This is a genomic window from Clostridium transplantifaecale, assembly GCF_900626075.1.
Lineage (GTDB): Bacteria > Bacillota > Clostridia > Lachnospirales > Lachnospiraceae > Otoolea > Otoolea transplantifaecalis.
This window is the reverse complement of sequence record NZ_UYZY01000003.1, coordinates 636,204-657,488: the sequence shown is the minus strand read 5'-3', so window position 1 is coordinate 657,488 and position 21,285 is coordinate 636,204. Positions and strand designations below refer to the sequence as shown.

Sequence of the window (21,285 nt, the reverse complement as noted above, 5' to 3'; positions counted from 1 at the left end):
CGGCGCCCCTCTCTTCCTGATGCTTATGCTCTCCTAAATGTTTTCCCCGAGGTTCACCCTGCCGTCTTACCGGACCGCCCTCTTGAGGAGATCGTTCAGCTCTTCCACCGTAAATGCGTAATTCTGATTGCAGAAATGGCAGTTTACTTCGATTGTTTTACCCTCGTCGATCATTTCCTGAAGTTCCTTCCTTCCGATGCTGATCAATGCTTTCTCCACCCTGGCTTTGTCACAGTTGCAGTAAAATTCCGTCGGCATCGTGTCAAGGATTTCCAGGCCAAATTCACCGATCACGGAGTCGAGTATCATCTCCGGGGTCCGGCCCGCGTCCAGGAGGGAGGTTATGGAGTCCATATCTCCCAGCTTTTTCTCCAGTTTATCGATAATCTCGTCGGATGCCCCCGGCAGAAGCTGGATAATAAATCCTCCCGCCTGGCGCACGGTATTGTCTTTGTTCATCAGAACCCCTAACGCGACCGAAGTTGGGATCTGCTCCGACGTAGCGTAATAATAGGTCAGATCCTCGGCTATCTCGCCGGAAACCAGGATGGTCTGCCCTACATAAGGTTCCTTCAGGCCGATATCCCTGATCACGCTCAGAACGCCCACTCCTAAAGCGCCGCCCACGTCCAGCTTGCCTTTTGCATTGGGCGGCAGCATAACGGCAGGGTTAAAGGCATATCCCTTTACATTGCCGGCGCTGTCGGCTGTCACGGTAAGGCCCTCGATCGGGCCGTCTCCCTCAATCCTCAGCGTCAGGATATCGTCTTTTCCCTTCATCATTATACCCATCATGCCTCCTGCCGTCAGCAGTCTTCCCAGGGCGGCCGTCGCCACCGGGCTTGTATTATGGGCGGCTCTGGCCTTCTCCACCACTCCTCTTGTCGTTGCGGCAAAAGCCCGTATCTGGCCGTCCGCCGCCGTTGCTCTAATTATATAATCTCTGTCTGTTGTCATAATTCGTCCTTTCTGTCCATATTCTCCCTTCTATTCATTCTTCTTCGGGAGTTTCGGATACTTTTCTTCTATATTGAGGTTCGCGATTAATGTTTTTCTTTCTCTACTTGCCCTGTTCCCTGGCTATCACATAGATTCGCTCACTTGTCTCTTTCGGCATTTCCCTTGTGAATGCGTCATATGCGGTCACAAATTCCATCCCCGCCTCTTCAATGGCGGTTTTCACTTCTTCCAGCGAATATGCCCTCTGGAAGTGGGTTTCCTGGTATTTCCGGTACAGCTCCCCTTCTTCCCGGATAAAAAGAGTCAGATCGTATTCATTGATACGCTCCTCATCATCATAGTCGTTGTCCCAGATGAAGCTGCTCTCTTCCCTGTCCTCCGCGATAGTGGACTGGCCCAGGATTTCCCTGTATTTGTATTCCGTATTGAGGTCGAATATAAAAATGCCCCTGGGATCCAGGTAATTATTCACCAGGCGGAATACCTGCACCAAATCTTCATATTCCAGAATATAGTTCATCGAGTCACAGATACTCACAACCGCGCGCACCGTACCGTACAGCTCAAACTCCCTCATATCCTGCTGCAGATAGAGAATAGGCAGCCCGGACTGCTCTCTCTTTTCCATGGCAATCTGGAGCATGTCCTCCGAAAAATCCACGCCAATCATATCATAGCCCTGTTTCGCTAAAAGCTCGGTCAGGCTTCCCGTCCCGCAGCCCAAATCCAGGAGAATCCCCTCCTCCGCCCCGTATTCCCGGAGCAGGGACGTGAGATAGCCGCACCATTCCTCATAGGGGATGTTATCCATGAACATATCGTAAACCGATGCAAAACCCGTATATGCATCCATACTTATTATACCTCATTTCACTCTTCTTAATAATCCGGTATCTGCCGGTAAAACAGTAACCCGATCATAACAATTTTTTTCTTTAAAAGCAACCTGTTCTTGATTATTTCACGCTCTATGCGTTATACTTGTTACTGAGCATGGAGCAGACGGTTCTAATCACTCCACTGTAACTGCTCCATTATACCGATACCGCAGTTCTTATTGAAAGTGAACAGACCGATGAAAAACAGTTTCATTATTAAGAATATTCGCAGAGCCCTCTTAAAACAGCTTATTTTCCCGGTTCTGCTTCTGATTGCCGCCATGGCGGCCCTTATAAAAATCCCCAGAACCAATTTTCTCTCTCCCCGGCCGCTGAATGCCAAAAGCCATTATGAAAATTTTTATAACCGTTCTCTGCCCTACGTCGCCGTTACCGTGCCGGGCCTTCAGTATACCGGCTGCAACTATGTCGTAAACGGGCGCACGGAGGGATATTATTACTACACCCTGACGGACGGTTTCTGCCAGTTCTACCTGCTGGATAACCGGGATGTTTCCAGGCCTGGCGGAGAGGATCTGCCCTCTCTCAACTTAAGCGGCAGGCTGATTGAGATGACGGAAAGCGAATACGAAGCCGTCCTGTATGAGATGGCGGAGGGGCTTGACTGGACCGTGACGTCCCTTAGAAAGATGACCGCGCCTTATGCGGTCTCCACCCTGCCCTATCCCGTATACCTGACGGTTTTGCTGCATCTTCTGGCTTACGGCTGTCTGTTTTTGTCACTGACGGACATCCTTTGTTCACTGTACTATATCTGGGAGCCTCACCGTTCCCCCACCTTCCGCTACCTGGGCAGTTTCGGGGAAATCAGAACCCTTCTTCCCAAGGTAGAGATTGAGATGAAGCACGTCAGCATTGCCCAGTCCGGTAATATCTATCTGACTCCCGGATATATTGTCAATGTAGATACCGTCAGAAGCCTGATTCTGCCTCTCAAATCGGTTGTATGGGTGTATTATCACAGCCGGAGGGTGGCGCTTCCCGGCCTCTCCCGTTTTCATTTCCACATGAGTTATACGCTTCACATCATGGCCGACGATGGACGTACCTATGATTTTACGGGCAAGAAAAAAGAAGATCTGGATTATATTATTTCATCCCTGGAAGAACGCGGCACCGGCATCCTTCTTGGATACTCCGAGGAAAACAGGCGGCATGCCAGGGAAATCATCAAAAACATACGGGAACAGAAAGGCAGGAAAACCGGCTGACAGTATTCAGCCGGCTCTCCCGCCTTTTCAGTTCTCCTGGCTGCCCGCCAGGAGGAATAATTCATTAACCGCAACAGCCAGCGGACCGATATATTCAATCCTGTCACTGAGCTGTGATTTTAAAATATAACCGCCGTCGTAAGATGCATCATAATGGCTGCAAAAATGCACGAACCGTTCCTCCACCTTCCGGTGTCCAAACATCTCCCCGTAGATAATTACCTTATCCGGAGCCAGAAGTGTGATGGTATTGACCGCAACCCGCGCCATCTGCTCAATGATATCATCAAGCACCTGCCACATTCCTTCATCCTCCACCGTCATCCACTCCGCCATATTTCTCGCTTCAATACGGCTTAAGTCTCCCTTCACCAGGTGGTACAGCTCCGGCATGGTCACCTCCGTGCAGGCTTCCCTGATTCTGGAAGCAATAGCATGGGTGGCCACCTTCGTCTCCAGACAGCCCCTGCGTCCGCAGCGGCACGGTTTTCCGTCCTTTTCCACTATATAATGGCCAATCTCCGCCGTTTTGGAATTCTGGCTGTCGTAAAGGCGTCCGTGGATAATGATAGCCGAACCGACTCCCGGCCCCCATTTGATAAACAGAAGGTTCTCCCATTCCTTTCCGTTCCCATAGATCAGCTCGCCCTCCGCAAATGCCTTGACATTATTTTCCACAATCGTAGGCAGATCCATCTGTTTTCCTATGAACTCGCCCACCGGAACCGCTTCATTCCAAATCCGGTACGCATGCTGGCTTACGCCGGTGCTCCGCTTAACCGGACCTGGCACCGATACGCCGATTCCCAGCACTCCGTCCTTAGCGATACCGTTCTCCCACATCAGCGCCTTGCTCTCATCCGTCACCTTTTTTAAAAACTTTTCCGGGGCTGCCGTCCCGTCGGTCGTCAGCTGCTTTCCCCCAAGTTTCTTCCCCTTCAGGTTACTGATCGCGATAAAAGTTTTCGCCGCCTCTATACTGATAGAAAGCACATAGCTGTACTGGTAATTGATATCAATCAGGATTTTTTTCCTTCCGGCCCGCCGCTCCTCTTCCACCTCGCCCTTTTCACAGAGAATCCCTGCTGATATCAGTTCGGTACAGATCAGAGTCACAGTTGCCGGAGTCAGCTTTAGCCGGATGGCAATGTCTTTCCTGGACATTGCACCGCAGTCATTGAGAAGCTTTAATATGGAGCTTCTGTTGCTCAGCTTCACATTCTCTAAATTGATTCCCGTATATCCCAATTTTTCTTCCTGTCCTTCTCTGCAATATTATAAAACGGCAGCCGTCCGGCCCCTCCCGCACGGTCACCAAAAAAAACGGTTTCTTTTACAATCCCTTTCTTTAGTATAGGTGCAATTGTTTTTTTTAGCAAGCAAAAAGTAGCCCTGTACGGGAACCTGTTCTAAATTCTAACCGGCTTACAGCCATACAGCCAGAGGCCTCATATTCATCGGCGCACGAAACTGTCCGCTCTGGTTCCACGCCGCCGGTGTGCGGAACTGCAGCCCATACTCCGCAATCGTTTCCGCCATGGCTTCAGACAATTCCTGCGCTTCCCTGCAAAGGCCAAACTCCTGAAGACTTGCCGCCAGGATCCGGGAGGAACCTACGATCACCTCGTTCACCTGCAGTTCATCGCCGCCATCCTTTTCATAATTCTGGATTCCCGGTTCCGCCACGAGAAGCGCTCCGAATTTCCCTGCGCAGAAAGAAACTGCATTATTTTGATATGCCGCTTTCAGATGACTTCTAATTTCCTCCTCAGGAAGCAGACAGCCAAGCCCCGCTTTCTTTGCAAGCAGCAGGCCAAACAGGGAATCTGCCATAACAGCCCGTGAATATTTGCCGAATTCGCTTGTAACATAATATGTTCCGTTCCACAACGTCCGTATCGTCTTCTGCGCCGCCCGGAGGCGTTCCCCGTACATAGTCTGAGCCGGATCGGAGAAATCCTCAGCCAGTTTTTTCATCACCGCGTATGATCCGATGCACAGACAGCCACAGTAAGCCGAAAGTCCCTGCATATGGAGATTGTCCCAGGTGCTGTCTCCGAACTGGGTGTGACGTGGGATTCCGGTATTTTGCGTGTCCTGTGCGATCGTAAAATCCATTATAATCTTCAGGCTGTCGTACTCCTCTCTGCGGATCGCCGCGCCTGAAAGCTTTTTGTGAAGATAAAATGCCAGAATAAAAGACGGGTTATGATCCTTCCACATATTAGGTGTATCCCTGAAATTGTATCCGTTCAGCCGTACAAAAAGATCCTCAGCACAGCCGCCCAGATCATGCGGCAGTTTTCCCCATATCATGTTATCCATCTTCTTCCTGTCACGGTAAATCATATTCTGTCTGGTCTCTGTCATGGCTGCCGTTGACAGATAATCGGCAAATCCCCACTCTGCCAGTTCGGGCCAGTTCCTGGACAGGGCTGCAAAGGCGTACACCCACAGATCCAGTGTATTGTAGTAGTAATATCCCGTGTCAAAGCCCTCCAGCAATCCGAAATGGGGGTGTTTTCCAAGACGTGACGTCTCTTCGTCCCAGTCTCCTACCGGCTTTGACACAAGAACCGTTCCGCCGGAAGTCAGGTAATACAACTCATTGATCTTAGCGCCGGCCAGATTCTTTTTTAATTCCCCGCATTCGAGCACATCGCTGTGAAACTGATCGATTTGTTTCAGCCAGTCCCGGTTCTTTTCCAGGGCATATGAAGCAATATCACGGGCGGAAGAAAGCTCCTGATTTTCCGTGTACAGCTTATACCACCTTCTGCCCATCCCAAACTGTGTTATAGGGAGGGCCATTGTCACGGCAAAGGTCAGGGAAACACTCTCGGAGGACAGCACCGTCCTTGCGCAGAGTGCGGAGGCCGTCGGCTCATGCCAATGCGCCTGCCAGCTTTCATCATAATCAGATAGCTGCCCCTTCTGTTCCAAATCATAGCGCATCTTCCCAATCGTATGAATCTGGTCTTCGTCCCCATATCCTGTCGTCACCCGCGTTTCCTTAAACATTACATCATAAGAAGGGATCCAGCCGTCGCACTTCATCGAAAGCATAATCTCACCGGAAAGATCATCGGCCTGTCCGGCTTCTTCCCTGGCCTGCCTGATGTGAACCGTATTTTCACTGCAATGATCAAGCCAGGCATAATTTCCACTGTTCTGATGGGAGGGCCATACTGCGTCAGGACGCATCTCGCTTGACTCATATGGCTGTTTCCATCCCAGAATATTCGGCCAGCACAGGCAGACGGAAACATCTACGGGGCCATCTCCCTTGGGACTCACATAGAGATTAAAGAGCGTGACCGGCAGGATGCTGTCCTTCAGATTGTGCGGAATTACGGGTGAGTAACTCTCCAGTGTCACGCTAAAGGGCATATCCTCCGCATTATACGTTTCATAGGCCAGGGGAAAGAGCGCGTGGTATTCCATTTCACCTGCTTTAAATCCGTCCTCTGATACCCTGAGTTTTCTGTGTTTTACCAAGTCTCCGCAGGCCCAGCGCAGCTCCAGACAGGCATTATCCATCGGGCAGATGACCGGCACTCCCTGTTTAAGCTGCCAGCGGTCAAAAAAGCCCGTAGCTCCCCTTGCAAAGGACGAAGTGCCGAATCCTCCAAAGAAAAATCCGGTAAAAGGGCCGCTGTCATGACTGCCCTCCTTCGGCATGCAGGGCGCTTTAAACGCCGGATTCCGTTCCCATGTAACAAACTGTGCATCCAGCGCATTGTGATGGCAAACAGCCCTGTAGTATGGCTCCGAACATTCCATCACCGAACAGCCGTACTCTTTGGCCCTTTCATATCGTAAATTTATCATCTGAACCCCCTCCCGTCCAGTCTCTTCTAATAACGGCAGATTTCCGCTCCCGTCATATGTGCAAGTTTTTCAAGCTCCGACGCCACGTCGCCGTAAATGACTACAAAATGAGGTTCCCATCCCTCTTTTACGCTGCCGTATACAACGTCCTTTGCCTTTTTTTCAGTCTTCACAACAACGGAGGTTCCGCAAAACTGCTTCGGCTTGTCGAGCGCCTCGCCCTGTGCGATGAAGAAGCGGAAGGCGCCGTCCGTCTTTCTGCCGACACGGAACACGGTCACATGGTCACAGGCCTCGCAGCCGAAATCCATCGTCGGGCCAATCTTCCTGTTTGGATGCACTCCCACCTGGGCGCCGGTATCCTTCCTGGCCAGGGAGCAGGCCGCCATACCGCAGTGCCAGTAAGTGATCGTACCCTCTTTTTCATCCATGGAGACAGGATCCCCGAAGAATGCCGCCTTTCCGGTCAACTGGCTTCCGATATACATGGACAGAGCCCCGTACACATCGGATTCACAGCTCGCCGAAATACCTGAGGCGTTGAGCAGGGAGAGCACCGAACATACCGGCGTCCCGAAGGAAGTGAAAAAGTCAGGCCAGCAGCGGGAAGACAATGCTCCGATCCCACTCTCCTTTACATAGTCTTTGTATGCCTTGTAGAGGCGGGCAAAATCTTTTACATTTTTCTCAGGAGTATCTTCCATGCCCACCATCCACTGTTTTGCTTCTTTAAGATACTCACCGCACTCCTCGTCCGTAAAGCTTTTTGCCTTCTCGATCAGTTCCCTAGCCTCGATGGCCTCCAGCGTCACTCCGAAAGTGTGAAGTAGCTCTGCATCCAGGGCACGGCCAAAACCGAAGCCCTGAGGAGTATGGCCGATAGCCGCCATTTTAAGACTCCTTAATTTACAGCGTACATCGGCGGCTCGGATCGCAGCCCCTATCTCGGCCGCCACTTCGTTCTCCTCCGGGGAGCCGAAAACGTATTCAAATTCCCCATCCCGGAATGCTCGGATGGCATTGGCCGCGGAATATGCCCCGGTCAGGGAATTGAGGCGGAGTCTGCCGCCGTCGATCACCGGCTCCCTCAGCGTCCAGAGAAGCACCGGGCAGGTAAAGCGTTTTAACACTTCGCTTGCATAGGCTGCATTAGCAAAGGTAATGTTTTGAAGGACAATTAAATCCGGGTGAATGGTATCCAGAAATCCATTTAAATCGTCCAGTGTCAAAAGCATTTTGTCAGGATATACGCCGCCCTCCGTCAGGGAAGACAGCAATTTTATAGATTTATCAAATTCGATCTGTGCACTTTCCAAATGAAATGTGCCAACGCCAATCGGAATATAAGCAACTTGAAAGCTCATTATTTTTCTCCTTTTTCATTGTCAGCCGCAGGTTCAGTTCTTTGCCCGCGGATTCAGTTTTCCGTCCTGCAGGCTCAGGCTTTTCCTTCCGCCTGCTCCTGATCCTTCATCATCTCTTCCATCTGCGCCTGGTTTAATGCCTCTACCTTTTTATTGATCCGTATCATGGAAACTACCAGGATTACGGTCAGGATCAGAATGACACAGGAAATCGGACGTTTGAAGAAAATCAGGTAATCTTTATCATAGCTCATCATACTGGTGACAAAGTTCATCTCCATAATATCCGCCAGGATCATTCCCAGCATCATCGGAGTGGACGAGATGTCCAGTAACGTCAACAGGTAGCTGAACACCAGAATAGCCGCGGTCAGCACCAGTTCCTTCGTATTTCCGGTGGCTGCAAACGCACCGGCGAAACAGAAGATAATAATGATCGGAGCCAGATAGGTGTAGCGCACCTGGATAATTTTAGCAACTGCCCTGGTGAGGGCCAGGCCGATAGGATACAGGAAAAGGTTAGCCACAAGGCAGCCCAGGATGATTGAATAGGCGATTACACCCTGTTTTGTAAACATATTTGGCCCGGGCTGGATACCGTGCAGGATAAATGCCCCGAGAAGCAGCGCCGTAACTCCGTCACCGGGGATTCCCAGAGTCAGGAGCGGAATCATAGCCGAGCCTACCACCGCATTGTTACTGGCCTCTGCCGCCGCAATTCCTTCCAGGCTCCCTTTGCCGAAGTCCTGGGGACGTTTGGAAGCTCTCCGGCATTCGTTGTAGCACATAAACTGAGCCACTCCGCCGCCCACGCCGGGCATCGCGCCCAGGATCGATGCAATAACGGAGGAACGCGTGCAGGCCGGAACAATCGATTTGGCTTCCTTGAATGTCAGCCCCTCATTGTCAATCTTTGTCATATCATCCAGTTTTCCCTCTGCCAGGACAAAGTCCCTCAGTTTCTGGACCACCTGGGTCAGCGCAATCAGGGCGATCATAGCCGGCAGCATGTCGATTCCGTACCGCAGGGTATCGATGCCGAAAGTGAACCGCATGACGCCCGTTACCGCATCGGCCCCGATGGATGCCATCAGGATGCCCAGAAGGCCCGACATAATTCCCTTAGGAAGACTGTCGCCGCTGACGCCTGCTATCAGGGAAATACCCAGGATCGCCATCGAGAAATACTCCACCGATGCGAATTTGGACACCAGCTTCGTAATGAACGAGGCGCAGACAAGAAGCAGCAGGGCTGAAAACAGGCCGCCGAAGGTGGAGGCGAATAAAGAGGTGTCCAGAGCTTTCTTCACCTTACCCTTTTTCGCCAACGGATACCCGTCGAACGTCGTGGCGATCGCCGAGTTGGTACCCGGCGTATTCAGCGTAATCGCGCTGATCGAGCCGCCATACATGCCGCCTACATATACGGCCAGAAGAGAAATAATAGCCGTATCCGGGGATGAAAATGAATAGGTAAGCGGCAGGAGCAGGATAATACCCAGGGTAACGGAAAGGCCGGGAATACATCCCACGATCATACCCAGAACCAGGCCTCCGAAAATAATTACCAGGTTACCGACAGTAAACACCTGATGTAATGCGAGAATAATCTGTTGTAAATCTCCCATAAAAATCAACCCCCCAGTCCCGGAATGCCCGGCAGCGATACATGGAATACATATTTAAACAGAAAAAAGATTCCAATCCCTGCCGCAACCGTAAAGATATAGATAAAAGGTTTGCGCTCCCCGCAGTAAAACAGTATGGTAGGAAAAATAATTACCACGGCCGGAATAAAACCGATATTAATCACAAGCGCTACAAAGATACAGAGAAGGGCAATCATGATAATGCATGGCTTCTCCTTTTTCCAGTCAAATTCCATAATTTTCTCTTTTTTTAATACCAGGCTCTGTATCAGCAGAAGTACGGAACAGATCAAAGTTCCCACCAGACAGATGCCCGGAATAATTCGCGGGCTGGGCGCACCGGAGTCAAACATGGGGAGACGAACCTGGGTCGGCATTGCAATCAGCATTGCAATACTGAACAACCCCATAAGGATTCCGGACCAGAAGTTGGTTTTAATTTTAAATTTCACTGACAACACTTCCTTTCTCCGAAGTCTTTGCAATTTTTCCTGTAATATGGGAAACGGGCTGCCTGACGGCAGCCCATCAGCCCCTTTATGATGTTGTCCACCTGTACGCCGATGGTACAAAGTGACATTTGTAATTACTGCTGTCCGCTCAAAGTTTCAAATGCGGTAAGCGCTTTGGCACAGCCGCCCTCCAGGTAGGCTTTCGCATCGTCACCGTACGCTTCGGATTTGTTGAGCATAATCTCGGCAATCCAGTCACTGTACTCCGGAGCTGCCCATACATCTTTGGAAATCTGTGCTATCTCGTCAATCCATGCCTGATCGGCTCCTGTGCGGACCGCGATAAAACCCCCGGCCGGAAGAATAGAGCCGCTATAATCCGTATCTGCATTCAGGGCAGGATCTTTTGCATCACCTGCTATGCCAGGAACCTCAACAGGGCCGTTCGGTCCTACAAAGCCCTCGAACTTTTTATCGGAGAATGCCAGCACCGGAACCATCGTTCCCGCTTCCACATCTTCCTGGCCAGCCTGGGTCGTTCCTACGAACACATCGACTTCCCCATCCGTCAATCCCTTCTTCTGGGCTGCTCCTCCATCATAAGGAACCACCATAACCTTGCCGCCCTCCTGTGCAATCAGGGAACCGAGAGCCAGATGCGGATCGGATAAAGGATTGCCGCCTGACATCTTGATCCCGCCTGTTTTTGACTTTTCGAGAATCTCTGCCAGTGAGGTGTCCGGTTTTGCGTACATAATCCAGGTTCTGTCATCGACCAGCGCAACCGGATAGATATCGTTTCTGTCAAAATCCACAACCTCTGTCTGATATGCTTTTCCAAGGTCATGACGATAAGCCACGCCGCAGCCGAACATCAGAAGATCTTTTGTGGAAGGATCCTGATCCGTATACCAGTTTGCCGCGGAGAATCCGTCTCCGCCGGTCATATTCTCAACGATAAAATTGTATTCCGGATGAACTTTGCCTGCTACCAGGGCATATTTTCTTGCAATGGCATCAGCCGTTCCGCCTACGCCGTAAGGACAGATAAGTTTGATTGTCTGGCCGCTTCCGCCTGCTGCCGGCGCGTTTGCATCGGCCGCCGCTTCCGTCTGGCCGTCCGAAGCCGCTTTCGTCTCCGCCGCTCCCGAACCGGAATTTCCACAGCCTGCCAGTGAAACTGCCATTGCCGCCGCCATTGCCAGCGCTAATACTCTTTTCTTCATAATTAAAACCCTCCTGTATAATTTAATTTTTTTGCTACTTAACCAACAATAATACCCCTGAAATAAACAACAGCAGATAGGTAATCATCATAAACAGCTTCTGGCTCATCCTTGCATAGAGCTTTGCCCCGATGAACATTCCGGCTAACAGAAACGGGATGGAAATCAGCTGTGTTTTCACAAGCTCCGCGTTCCACAGTCCCATCCTGATATCATCCGCCAGAATCATGCCGTTTAAGAAAATCCAGACCGTAGAGATGGTGGCCCTAAAACTCACCTTGTCCGGTATCTTTTTTGTCAGATAGCCGATTAACAGCGGACCGCCCGATACAAAAATCCCGTGTACGATGCCGGCCAGCACCAGCAGCAGATACAGCGCCGGTGAATCTTTAGCCCTCTCCTGCGCTGCAAAATCCGCTTTCTTCCCGTCTTTTCCATCCCCTTTTTTCAGTGTGTAAATTCCCTGTACGGACAGGAAGATGATGAAAACTCCCAGAATCTTATATAGGATCTGTTCCTTTCCTGCAAACAGCCCTTTGATCAGAATCCCACCGATAATGCCTGCTGCCATGACGGCCACAATCTTTTTTAATTCCTTCCAGCATACACTCCCGTGTTTGCCGGCAAAGACATAAATCCCCGATAACAGCCCCAGCACGTTGAGCACCGGTTTAGCTACCGGATATCCCACCAGCATCAGGCTGGGCGGCATAGCGAGTATCGTTCCCGCAAAGCCGGTAATCCCCTGGATGATATTGGTGAAAAGTATGATAAGAAGAAATAATATGTAATTTGTCATCGGCGTTTACTTCCCATGTTTTCTGCGGATTTCTTCAAACAGAGGCGCATATTCCGAACCTTTTCTGTAGAATGCCGGTGTGTCGCCGAGCGTCGCACAAACTGTGTGGCTGCCTTTTCCATACTCTTCTCCGGTCCACAGGTGAATCCACTCTCCTTTTGGCAGGTAAACCTCCCACTGGAACCGTTCCGCCAGATAAACAGGCGCCACTACCATGTCTTCTCCCAGCATGTATTCATACTGGATATCGTAGCTCGCCTCATCCTCCTCATTGTGCATGAACAGAGGGCGCTGCACCGGGATACCCGTCTTTGCATTTTCAGCAACCAACATTTTTATATATGGAGCCATCATCGTATAAACATCCACCAGACGTGCCAGCCTGTTCATACAGTCTTCATCCTCATAATACTGGAAATTCTCGTCCGGGCGGTTTCCCTCATGAGTCCGCATTACCGGTGTGAATGCCGCCATCTCGGCCCAGCGCAGGAACAGTTCCTTTGTCCTGGTGTTGCCGAACAGTGATGTATATCCTCCGATATCGCTGTGGCTTAAGCCGCAGCCGGTCATACCGGCGCTCAGGGCCGCGCAGATTACGGTTGCCAGGCCGTCATGGATTGTGAAGTCCACCGACTGGTCACCCGCCCAGAGTAACGTGCAGTATTTCTGGCTTCCGGTGCCTCCGGCGCGCATGAAGTATACCGCCTCACCGAGCTTTCCCGTTTCCAGAAGCGCATCATAATTACATTTTGCCCAAAGGGCCGGCCAATGGTTATGCTCCACCATAGCCGACTTTCCGTTCGCAAGCACGATGTCGCCGGTCGGCAGATATTCTCCAAAATCCGCCATCCATCCGTCCACTCCGATATCCAGGCTGTGCTTGATAATGACCTCGTTTTTAAACCATTCATAAGCCGCAGGGTTGGTAAAATCCACCACTCCGCAGTAGAATTCCCCAAAGTCCACCAGGTAATCGCTGCCGTCCGCCTTTGTTGCGAAGACTCCCGCCTCTTTGCCCCGTCGGTATAAGTCTCCATCATTTACCAGGTATGGGTTGATGTAACCTAAGAACTTAATTCCTCTCTCATGCAGCTTTTTAATCTGCTCCGGCAGATCGGGATACATTTCCTTATGGTACTGCCAGTCCCACTGAAGGCGTTTCCCGAAGGACGTCACACGCTTGCCGCACCAGTCCTGGCACCAGATGCCGGAAACTTTGATGCCGTAATCCAGTGTCTTTTCAAGAAGACCGAAGGAACGCTCGTTTCCTCCCTGGACGCCGATGATCAGTCCGTTATAAATCCAGTCCGGAAGCTCCGGCTGGCGTCCAAAGAAGGCGCTCTCCTTTTCCAGGAGTTCCACGAAATTTTCCGCCGCCTCGATACGGATGGAGGATGGCACCTCCCATATCTGCAGCTCATGGAATCCGGAATTCCGGAAATCAAAATCGGCATATGCCGTGGAATCCACATGGAGATAATAATGCTTTGTGGAAACAAAAGTGGGCTGCGGGTAATTGGTATTGTAATAATCCCCTCCCGCCTTATTCTCCACATCCGAACGCCATGTCACATAGGTGGTTTTGTCCCTGCCGACTCCCGGCTCTGAGGTCCACAGCGGAAAATGCCTTCCCCGTAAGTTGAAGTATGACATCTGTTCGCCGCAACCATAACATTTTTCACCTTCGTCTGCGCTGACACGGAACCAGAACCGGTTGATGGCCGGGTTTTTCTGACTGAAAGAGAGCACCGCACAGTCACCGTCCAGTTTGAGGGTTACAGAAAGCTCCTCTTCCATATCAAATACCAGGCCGTCCGGCGTCTCCTGGAGCGCCGTAACGCAAAGCGCCCGGCGCTCCGTCACGTAATCCTCAATCTTGAAGTTGCCGCGGTACATATCCACATTTTCTTTTCCGCATCCAACATAGATCATCGGGAGATCTTTTCTGTATTCCAGAATCGTCTCCGAGCCGTGTTTTAATGCGAATTCATTGCCGTTTCGAACCAGTTTCATAAAAATCTCCTTATCGAATCACTGCCGCCGCTCCTTTTATAGGCAGCGGCGTCCCGCCTTAATAATATAATTCCTTATTCTCACCGATGAGTCCGGCGTGGGCTCCCTGCCTGATTAACGGCTCCCGCTCCGCATGGGCGATCACCCATTTATTCTTCTGGAGCAGCAGGATTCCCTCCGCTTCCACCGCATCACCCCTGTGTTCCAGCGGAGTGTTGGTTCCCCTGGGAAGGATTACAATCCCTTTAAATCCTTCGTCCGTCACGCGGCAGGGGGACAGGTGAAGTGTGGTCTGGTACATCTCGATTGCCGTGCCCTTTTCTACGAAAAAGACCTTTGCGTCCTCCACCCGGTATGTATTGTCATGGATTTCCCATACATGGCCTAACACCAGCATAAAGTCGGTTACCGCCACGTTAATCTCGCTTCCCTTGTGATACTCAAAACCGTTGTATGTCGTATTCCGTCCGTTGCAGTAGCCTGCCTGAATCTCCATCTCGCCGTAAAATTTATCCCGGATGTCCCTAAATACCGGAGCCGCTTCCAGCTCCGGCACCGAAGCCAGGTACACATTCCCGTTCTCCGGAACCTCTGTGTGTTCTTCCATAAAGGAGATCAGTGCAGACATATCGTATCCCGTCACTACCCGTCCATAGGAGGCAAATTCCGGATCCTTCACGGAAAGGACAGGCACATCGTTGACCTGATTCAGCCTTTCAAGCGTTGTCATGCTTATCCGCCTTTCTTCTTGCAAACTCTTCTCAGCCCTTTACCACCTTTATCGTGGCGCAGAAATCTTCTTTTCCGTAGCCCAGTTCCAGCGCTTTATCGTAAACGCGGCAGGCATTCTGCTCACCCGGCATGAAAAGCCCGCACTCTTTTGCCAGCTCCATGCAGATATGGACGTCTTTCGCCATATTCTCCACGGAAAATGCGGTGGTATAGTCTTCCTTCTCAATCGGTGTTTTCTTACCGTCCAGATAGAAGTTCTGGCCTCCTCCATAAGAGATAGCCTCCGCATAAGCGCTGACGCCGATCCCGTTCTTCTCAGCCAGTGCAATCGTCTCATTGACGCCGTTCTGTATCTGGGAAACAAGGGCGTTATGGCAGATTTTCATAACCAGTCCCTTGCCGTTGCCGCCCATGCGGACTACATTTTCGCCCATGTAAAGGAGGATGGGGCGCATCTTTTCACATGTTTCCTCGTCCCCGCCCATATAGATGCCCAGTTTACCTGCGATGGCCGCCGGTTTTGACTTCACAACCGGGGCGTCGATGAATCCGGCTCCCGTCTTCTTTACCATCTCAGATATCTCGATGGAAACGCTCGGATCGATTGTGCTCATGTCGACGCAGGTCTTTGTCGCGTCCAGCACGTCTAAAATTCCTGTGTAAACCGCTCTGGAGTGCTCCGACTTCGGAACCATGGAAATGATTACGTCCGATTTTTCAGCCAGCTCTTTCGCGCTTTCGCAGGCCTGTGCGCCTTTGGATGCCAGAAGGTCCACCTTCTCTTTTACAAAATCAAACACATAAACCGTGTCGTCATGTTTTTTTACAATATTTTCGCTCATGGACTCTCCCATGATGCCAAGTCCGATAAATCCAATCTTCATGGTTTCTATCATTCCTTTCTGCGGTAATGTGATGCCGCGGCCGTTTTGTGTATCATCTTGTTGCAGTTTGGCCAAAGGCTAAACTGTAACTATTATTCTGTAATGGTATTATCCCATGCATTTGTGAAAGTTCCAAGACCCTGTGTGGTGTATGCGTGTTTCATCGTATCTTTATATACGTCGAGGCCGGTTGTCACGATATCCGCTCCGGCTACGGCACAGTCCACAATCTGCTTCGGCGTACGGATTGCCGCACAGATGATCTCCGTCTTCTTGTAGAAGCCGTAATTTTTGTAAATTTCTACGATGTTCTTTATGTATTCTCTGCAGTCCTCGCCGTTGGCCTCTTTCCAGCCAATGAACGGGGAAACGAAGAGAGAACCGTTTTTCGCCGGTAGAATGGCCTGGGCCGGTGAGAAAACGAGCGTAACATTGGTACGGATTCCCATCTTTTCCAGTCTTCTGGCTGCCGTGATGCCGGACTCTATGGCCGGAATCTTGATAACAAAGTTAGGGCTGATGGCAGAAACCTTTTTAGCCATATCCACCATCTCGTCCGCATCGTCCAGGTGGGGGTTAATCTCTACAGATACCGGAAACTTGTCCACACCCTCGATTCCTTCGGACTTAATCCATTCCGCGATATCGGTAATTGCCGTCATAAACGGTTTTCCGCTGACCATAATATGTCTGGGATTTGTCGTCACACCGTCAATTCCAAAGGTATTGTAAGCGTACTGGATCTCATCAAGTTTTGCACTGTCTAAAAAATATTTCATTTTCGTTCCCTCTCTTTCTTTTAATTAATTCATTTAATCATCTAATAAATTTAAGAAAATTGCAAAGAGATTTTTAATGACTTCTCCCTGTTATTTCTCTGTTATGAGAATATAATATGGCAACATTGCACAAATGTCAACAGGATATCAACAACTTTTTTGTTTTTAGTTACTTTGTTTAATTTATTTAATTAATTTTATGCAATCTACCGATTTTTTCTTTTCCTAACATTTATTATAATAATTAGAAAGAACGGTTAAACCTGTTTCATGAACACATGCTCCGGGAAAACCGGCTGTGAAAGGAGGATTATTTATGAAGGAGTTAATTCGTCCGAAAGATTTGACGGCAGGGAGGCCGCTCCCTGTTCTTCTCTCCTACTCTCTTCCCATGTTTGCCGGCATGTTTTTTCAGCAGGCCTACAATCTCGCCGACAGCTGGATCGCAGGCAACCACATTGGTTCCCTCTCCCTTGGAGCCGTGGGGACATGCTACCCGGTCACCGTCCTCTATATTGCCGTCGCATCGGGTCTCGGTATCGGGACCTCCATTTACTGCTCCCAACAGTTCGGTTCCGGCGGACACCAAAATGTCAAAGATGCCGTAAGCACAGCTCTGCTCTGCTTTATCCCATGCTCCGTGTTCCTGATGCTCCTCGGCCTTTTCGCCTGCCCCCATATCCTCACATGGCTCTCCGTCCCCGAGGAGGCCCTGCTGCCGACACGGCAGTATCTCTTCATTTACACCGCGGGCCTGCCGTTTCTCTTTCTGTATAATATTAGCACCGGTGTGCTGAACGGACTTGGCAACTCCGGGACTCCGCTGATATTTCTGATTTTTTCTTCCTTTATGAATATTATCCTGGATCTGGTTCTGGTGCTTTTTATTCCGCTGGGAATCTCGGGTCTGGCCCTGGCCACCCTCCTCTCCCAGGCGGCATCTTCCCTGGCCACGCTCTTTGCTGTGAAGAAACTGTGCCGCCGGCTCGGCGGTGAAGAACATTCTTCCTTTTCCCTGCCCATTTTAAGGGAAATACTGAGGCTCGCAGTTCCAAGCATTGTCCAGCATGTCTTCATGTCCACCGGCCAGCTTGCCCTGCAGAATATCATCAACGGATACGGTGTCATCACGATGACCGGCTACTCCATCGCCTTTCGCATCAACGGCCTGTACGTCAACTCGCTAATGGCGCTCAGCAACGCCCTCTCCGGCTTTATTGCGCAGAATAAGGGAGCTGGGAAACAGGGACGCATCCGGCAGGGATACCGTCTCTGCCTGATCCTGGGCGGATGTTTTACCTCGGCCGTCGTGTTCCTGATGCTTGCGGACGGCCCGGCCGTCCTGTCGTTTTTCGTCTCCCCCGATCCGGACAAAACGGAAATCATTGACGCGGGAATGGGCTTTGTCCGCATTGTGGTTCCCTTCTATTTTCTGGTCTGCCTGAAAATCGTGACGGACGGCGCCTTGAGGGGAATCGGCCGCATGAACGCCTTCATGATGTCCAGCATCTCGGATGTGATGGTGCGTCTTCTTCTCGGAGATTTATTCTCCCGTCACTGGGGTATAAACGGCGTCTGGTGGATTTGGCCGGCCGCCTGGGCGGTTGGAACCGCCGTCTGCTGTGTATCATACCGGAGGGCGGACGGGAATAAGGCTGCCTATAAAATGAGCGCAAAAAAACCGGCAGAGAAACCCTGACTTGCATTCAGGTTCCTCTGCCGGTTTTTACCGTTATCCCATATCTGCTCTTTACCGCTTTTTATTTATTACGGCCGCAGCACTTCTTATATTTCTTTCCGCTTCCGCATGGACATGGATCGTTTGGATAGATCTTCTGCTCGTTGCGGACAGTTCCGGATGCTTTCTGTGTTTTGTAAAGTTCTTTTCGCTTCTCCTCGGTCAGGATAGAATCCCACTGTGGAAGTTCAAAAAGCCAGTTCGCTTTTGCCTCTACCATGTTGTAATATAATTTCTCCGGATCGATCTCAATCTTGACTGCGGTATCCTCGTCCATCGTCTCGATTGGGTTCTCGTAGCCTTTCAGGCTCTCGTTGATTCCGTCTAAAAATCCTGTCATGATTAATACTTCTGTCTCATATTTCTCGGCCAGCTCTTTCACTGTGCCTTCTATTACCTCTGTGGGATTGGAAAGGATCTTCTCATAAATTCCCTTTTCAATTGCAAAATATCCGGACCAGAGTTCTTCCTTCTGCTTATCATCCATCCCATCGCCGTATGCAAGATTACGCCAGTTTTCCAACAATGTCATATGTAATAACCTTCCTTTTTCCGTGATTATTAACGCAAATGCGTCAGTCCGTCTCTAGTATATAACATGTTGACGGTTTTTGCAAAATATTTTTTTCTTAACACGATTCTCATAATATATCCTGTGTGGACAGCCCTCACTCACTCCTGTACGGGCAGAAGAGCCGCCTGCTCTTTCACAAATCCCAGGAACCGCCTTGCCGCCGGAGAGATGAAACGGTCTTCCTTCCAGAACATATAAAGTGTACGCGGCGTCACATAATCCGTCAGCCGCAGACAGGCAACGTGATAACGGCTGTCGCCGTACCGTCTGGGTACCACGGCGACGCCCATCCCGGCCGCGACAAGCTGCGTGACCATGATATTGTCCACCGCTTCATGGACAATCTTCCGCTTAACCCCCTGGGCTTCGTAGACTCTGTCGTTCTCGTGGCGCAGCCCGCTCGATTTGTTATAAGCGATGAACTGGCAGTCTTTCGTGTCCCGGATGCAGACCTCTTCCCTGGACGAGAGAGGATGTCCCGGCGGCACAATCAGAGCCATCTCCTCCATATAGACGGGAAACGATGTCAAAGAGGCGCATTCCGGACGCGAACCAAAGCCCACATCGCTTTTCCCAGAAAGCACGCACTCTTCCGCCTCCTTGGTCGGCTGTTCAAGCAGTGTAAACTTCACGCTGTGATTCTCCGGAGTCTCGCAGAACGCCCGAACTATGCGTGGAATGAATACGGCGCTCATGGCGCTGATATAGGAGAGGGTGATGTGGCCTCTGTCGGAATTCACCAGGCAGTCGATGCTGTCCACGGCGCACTCTATCTCCCCGAAAATCCTTTTCGCATGGCCGAGCAGAATCTCTCCGTACTTCGTAAGCTCCACAGTCCGCCCGTCCTTCTTCAGCAGAGGGGCGTTCAATTCCTTCTCCAGTTCCTGAATCGAAAAACTGAGGGCCGGCTGGGATATAAAAAGAAGCTGGGCGGCTTTCGTATAATTCCCTGTCTCCGCCACCTTCTGAAAATATTGTAACTGCTTAAGCGTCATTCCTCTCTCTCCTTCAGGCTCTTTGTCTTTTTATGATAATTCACAATTTTCCCACTGTCAATGATAAGTTTTATTGTGATTTTCCATAAAATATAAGTATTTCCTTATTTTCCCGCTTTATTATATCATCAAATTATCACAAAGAAACATTTTAATACGGCAGAAAATTCAACCAGTTCACCATCGCCGCTCCATTGCGGCGTCTGCATGGCCGGTACCGGAAAAGGCGCCTTCCGGCCGGTGGAAGGTATGGACCGCATCAGAATAATCTGCCGGGCAGGCAATGAAAAAACAAACACAAACCAGGAGGTTAACTATAATGAATGAGAATCAATCCACAAAGCAGGTGGCAATTATCGGAGAATCAATCAGTCACAGCATGTCTCCCGCCATGATGAACGCGGCATTCCGTGAAAAAGGCCTGGACTATCATTTTTCCATCATCAACGCAGCCCCGGAAAATTTCAGGGATGTGCTGTTAAAGCTTCCCGAACAGAATTACGCGGGACTGACCGTGACCATTCCTTATAAAATTGAAATCATGCAGTATCTCGATGAAATAGATCCGATGGCCCGCCTCATCGGCGCGGTCAACACCGTCAAATTCGAGAATGGGAAGATGATGGGGTACAACACCGACGGAGAAGGTTTTGTCCGTGGCCTGGAAGAAGATTTCGGTGTAAATGTTCCGGATAACACTTTCTTTATCATCGGCGCCGGCGGCGTTTCCCGGGCTCTGACCACGGTGCTGGCTTCCAGAAAGCCAAAACGCATTTTTCTGGAATCCCTCTACTTTGAGGATGCCAGGGCGCTCTGCGACAATATCAATCACAATGTTTACGACTGCTGTGTGCCGCTTAAGACCGATGAAGATTTCAAGCCTTTCATCGAGCAGTCCGATGTCGTCATCAACGCCAGCTTTATCGGGATGCCGCCTCATGAAAATGAAACGCCCATCGACACCTCCCTTCTCCGGAAGGAGCTTCTGGTGGCGGATGTAATTTACAATCCCTTAAAGAGCAAATTTCTCAAAGCGGCGGATGCTCTGGGCTGCCGCCACTTAAATGGCCAGGTGCAGCTCTTCCATCAGGGAAAAATCGCCTTTAAAATCTGGACCGGTGAGGAAGCGCCTTCCGGCGTCATGCGAAAAGCAGTATTTGGATAAATAGCTGATAAATT

The 21,285-nt window shown here is 50.4% G+C and carries 18 protein-coding genes; 3 read left to right on the top strand and 15 right to left on the bottom strand.

Annotated features, from left to right (window positions below; genetic code table 11):
* Positions 1–66: 66 nt before the first annotated feature.
* On the bottom strand, positions 67–957 hold the full coding sequence (gene hslO, locus EJL91_RS14410; RefSeq protein WP_125142649.1) for an Hsp33 family molecular chaperone HslO: 891 nt from the start codon (positions 955–957) through the stop codon (positions 67–69).
* A gap of 103 nt (positions 958–1,060) precedes the next feature.
* The gene (locus tag EJL91_RS14405; RefSeq protein ID WP_125142648.1) at positions 1,061–1,813 is read right to left on the bottom strand and encodes a class I SAM-dependent DNA methyltransferase; all 753 of its coding nucleotides are present in this window, start codon (positions 1,811–1,813) and stop codon (positions 1,061–1,063) included.
* A gap of 222 nt (positions 1,814–2,035) precedes the next feature.
* Here EJL91_RS14405 and EJL91_RS14400 point away from each other — a divergent pair, with 222 nt between their 5' ends.
* Positions 2,036–3,070 carry a DUF6709 family protein gene (locus EJL91_RS14400; protein WP_125142647.1) on the top strand — a complete coding sequence of 345 codons (1,035 nt, stop codon included), beginning with the start codon at positions 2,036–2,038 and terminating at the stop codon, positions 3,068–3,070.
* Positions 3,071–3,097: 27 nt separating this feature from the next.
* Here the strand turns inward: EJL91_RS14400 and EJL91_RS14395 are convergent, their stop codons facing one another.
* From EJL91_RS14395 to EJL91_RS14345, 11 genes are all read right to left on the bottom strand, one after another.
* A complete protein-coding gene (locus EJL91_RS14395; RefSeq protein ID WP_125142646.1) occupies positions 3,098–4,318 on the bottom strand; it encodes an ROK family transcriptional regulator in 1,221 nt (406 codons plus the stop codon).
* A 177-nt stretch (positions 4,319–4,495) separates the two neighbouring features.
* Positions 4,496–6,901: a GH116 family glycosyl hydrolase gene (locus EJL91_RS14390; protein ID WP_125142645.1), complete on the bottom strand. Its 2,406-nt coding sequence runs from the start codon at positions 6,899–6,901 to the stop codon at positions 4,496–4,498.
* A 26-nt stretch (positions 6,902–6,927) separates the two neighbouring features.
* Complete coding sequence (locus tag EJL91_RS14385) at positions 6,928–8,265, bottom strand: fucose isomerase (protein ID WP_125142644.1); 1,338 nt, start codon at positions 8,263–8,265, stop codon at positions 6,928–6,930.
* Positions 8,266–8,339: 74 nt separating this feature from the next.
* Complete coding sequence (locus EJL91_RS14380) at positions 8,340–9,893, bottom strand: tripartite tricarboxylate transporter permease (RefSeq protein ID WP_125142643.1); 1,554 nt, start codon at positions 9,891–9,893, stop codon at positions 8,340–8,342.
* A 5-nt stretch (positions 9,894–9,898) separates the two neighbouring features.
* Positions 9,899–10,366, bottom strand: coding sequence for a tripartite tricarboxylate transporter TctB family protein (locus EJL91_RS14375; protein ID WP_125142642.1), 468 nt, complete (start codon positions 10,364–10,366; stop codon positions 9,899–9,901).
* 134 nt (positions 10,367–10,500) lie between these two features.
* Positions 10,501–11,592, bottom strand: coding sequence for a type 2 periplasmic-binding domain-containing protein (locus tag EJL91_RS14370; RefSeq protein ID WP_125142641.1), 1,092 nt, complete (start codon positions 11,590–11,592; stop codon positions 10,501–10,503).
* A 34-nt stretch (positions 11,593–11,626) separates the two neighbouring features.
* The gene (locus EJL91_RS14365) at positions 11,627–12,391 is read right to left on the bottom strand and encodes a sulfite exporter TauE/SafE family protein (RefSeq protein ID WP_125142640.1); all 765 of its coding nucleotides are present in this window, start codon (positions 12,389–12,391) and stop codon (positions 11,627–11,629) included.
* 6 nt (positions 12,392–12,397) lie between these two features.
* On the bottom strand, positions 12,398–14,404 hold the full coding sequence (locus tag EJL91_RS14360) for an alpha-glucosidase (RefSeq protein WP_125142639.1): 2,007 nt from the start codon (positions 14,402–14,404) through the stop codon (positions 12,398–12,400).
* A 58-nt stretch (positions 14,405–14,462) separates the two neighbouring features.
* Positions 14,463–15,134 (bottom strand): DUF4867 family protein, encoded by a 672-nt coding sequence (locus EJL91_RS14355; RefSeq protein WP_125142638.1) that lies wholly within the window; start codon positions 15,132–15,134, stop codon positions 14,463–14,465.
* A gap of 31 nt (positions 15,135–15,165) precedes the next feature.
* Positions 15,166–16,032 (bottom strand): NAD(P)-dependent oxidoreductase, encoded by an 867-nt coding sequence (locus EJL91_RS14350; protein WP_341467011.1) that lies wholly within the window; start codon positions 16,030–16,032, stop codon positions 15,166–15,168.
* An 80-nt stretch (positions 16,033–16,112) separates the two neighbouring features.
* Positions 16,113–16,799 carry a transaldolase family protein gene (locus tag EJL91_RS14345; RefSeq protein ID WP_125142637.1) on the bottom strand — a complete coding sequence of 229 codons (687 nt, stop codon included), beginning with the start codon at positions 16,797–16,799 and terminating at the stop codon, positions 16,113–16,115.
* Positions 16,800–17,115: 316 nt separating this feature from the next.
* Here EJL91_RS14345 and EJL91_RS14340 point away from each other — a divergent pair, with 316 nt between their 5' ends.
* The gene (locus EJL91_RS14340) at positions 17,116–18,498 is read left to right on the top strand and encodes an MATE family efflux transporter (RefSeq protein WP_125142636.1); all 1,383 of its coding nucleotides are present in this window, start codon (positions 17,116–17,118) and stop codon (positions 18,496–18,498) included.
* 61 nt (positions 18,499–18,559) lie between these two features.
* On the opposite strand, the gene EJL91_RS14335 is transcribed toward EJL91_RS14340, so the two are convergent.
* Positions 18,560–19,069 (bottom strand): SEC-C metal-binding domain-containing protein, encoded by a 510-nt coding sequence (locus EJL91_RS14335; RefSeq protein WP_125142635.1) that lies wholly within the window; start codon positions 19,067–19,069, stop codon positions 18,560–18,562.
* Positions 19,070–19,209: 140 nt separating this feature from the next.
* On the bottom strand, positions 19,210–20,106 hold the full coding sequence (locus tag EJL91_RS14330; RefSeq protein WP_125142634.1) for a LysR family transcriptional regulator: 897 nt from the start codon (positions 20,104–20,106) through the stop codon (positions 19,210–19,212).
* A gap of 319 nt (positions 20,107–20,425) precedes the next feature.
* Between EJL91_RS14330 and aroE the strand changes: the two genes are divergently transcribed.
* Positions 20,426–21,271, top strand: coding sequence for a shikimate dehydrogenase (gene aroE / locus EJL91_RS14325; protein WP_164516848.1), 846 nt, complete (start codon positions 20,426–20,428; stop codon positions 21,269–21,271).
* Positions 21,272–21,285 lie beyond the last annotated feature (14 nt).

Coding starts and splice junctions, on each gene's coding strand:
- hslO (WP_125142649.1), bottom strand. CDS start 957: ATGACAACAGACAGAGATTATATAATTAGAGCAACGGCGGCGGACGGC.
- EJL91_RS14405 (WP_125142648.1), bottom strand. CDS start 1,813: ATGGATGCATATACGGGTTTTGCATCGGTTTACGATATGTTCATGGAT.
- EJL91_RS14400 (WP_125142647.1), top strand. CDS start 2,036: ATGAAAAACAGTTTCATTATTAAGAATATTCGCAGAGCCCTCTTAAAA.
- EJL91_RS14390 (WP_125142645.1), bottom strand. CDS start 6,901: ATGATAAATTTACGATATGAAAGGGCCAAAGAGTACGGCTGTTCGGTG.
- EJL91_RS14385 (WP_125142644.1), bottom strand. CDS start 8,265: ATGAGCTTTCAAGTTGCTTATATTCCGATTGGCGTTGGCACATTTCAT.
- EJL91_RS14380 (WP_125142643.1), bottom strand. CDS start 9,893: ATGGGAGATTTACAACAGATTATTCTCGCATTACATCAGGTGTTTACT.
- EJL91_RS14370 (WP_125142641.1), bottom strand. CDS start 11,592: ATGAAGAAAAGAGTATTAGCGCTGGCAATGGCGGCGGCAATGGCAGTT.
- EJL91_RS14365 (WP_125142640.1), bottom strand. CDS start 12,391: ATGACAAATTACATATTATTTCTTCTTATCATACTTTTCACCAATATC.
- EJL91_RS14360 (WP_125142639.1), bottom strand. CDS start 14,404: ATGAAACTGGTTCGAAACGGCAATGAATTCGCATTAAAACACGGCTCG.
- EJL91_RS14355 (WP_125142638.1), bottom strand. CDS start 15,134: ATGACAACGCTTGAAAGGCTGAATCAGGTCAACGATGTGCCTGTCCTT.
- EJL91_RS14350 (WP_341467011.1), bottom strand. CDS start 16,032: ATGATAGAAACCATGAAGATTGGATTTATCGGACTTGGCATCATGGGA.
- EJL91_RS14345 (WP_125142637.1), bottom strand. CDS start 16,799: ATGAAATATTTTTTAGACAGTGCAAAACTTGATGAGATCCAGTACGCT.
- EJL91_RS14340 (WP_125142636.1), top strand. CDS start 17,116: ATGAAGGAGTTAATTCGTCCGAAAGATTTGACGGCAGGGAGGCCGCTC.
- EJL91_RS14335 (WP_125142635.1), bottom strand. CDS start 19,069: ATGACATTGTTGGAAAACTGGCGTAATCTTGCATACGGCGATGGGATG.
- EJL91_RS14330 (WP_125142634.1), bottom strand. CDS start 20,106: ATGACGCTTAAGCAGTTACAATATTTTCAGAAGGTGGCGGAGACAGGG.
- aroE (WP_164516848.1), top strand. CDS start 20,426: ATGAATGAGAATCAATCCACAAAGCAGGTGGCAATTATCGGAGAATCA.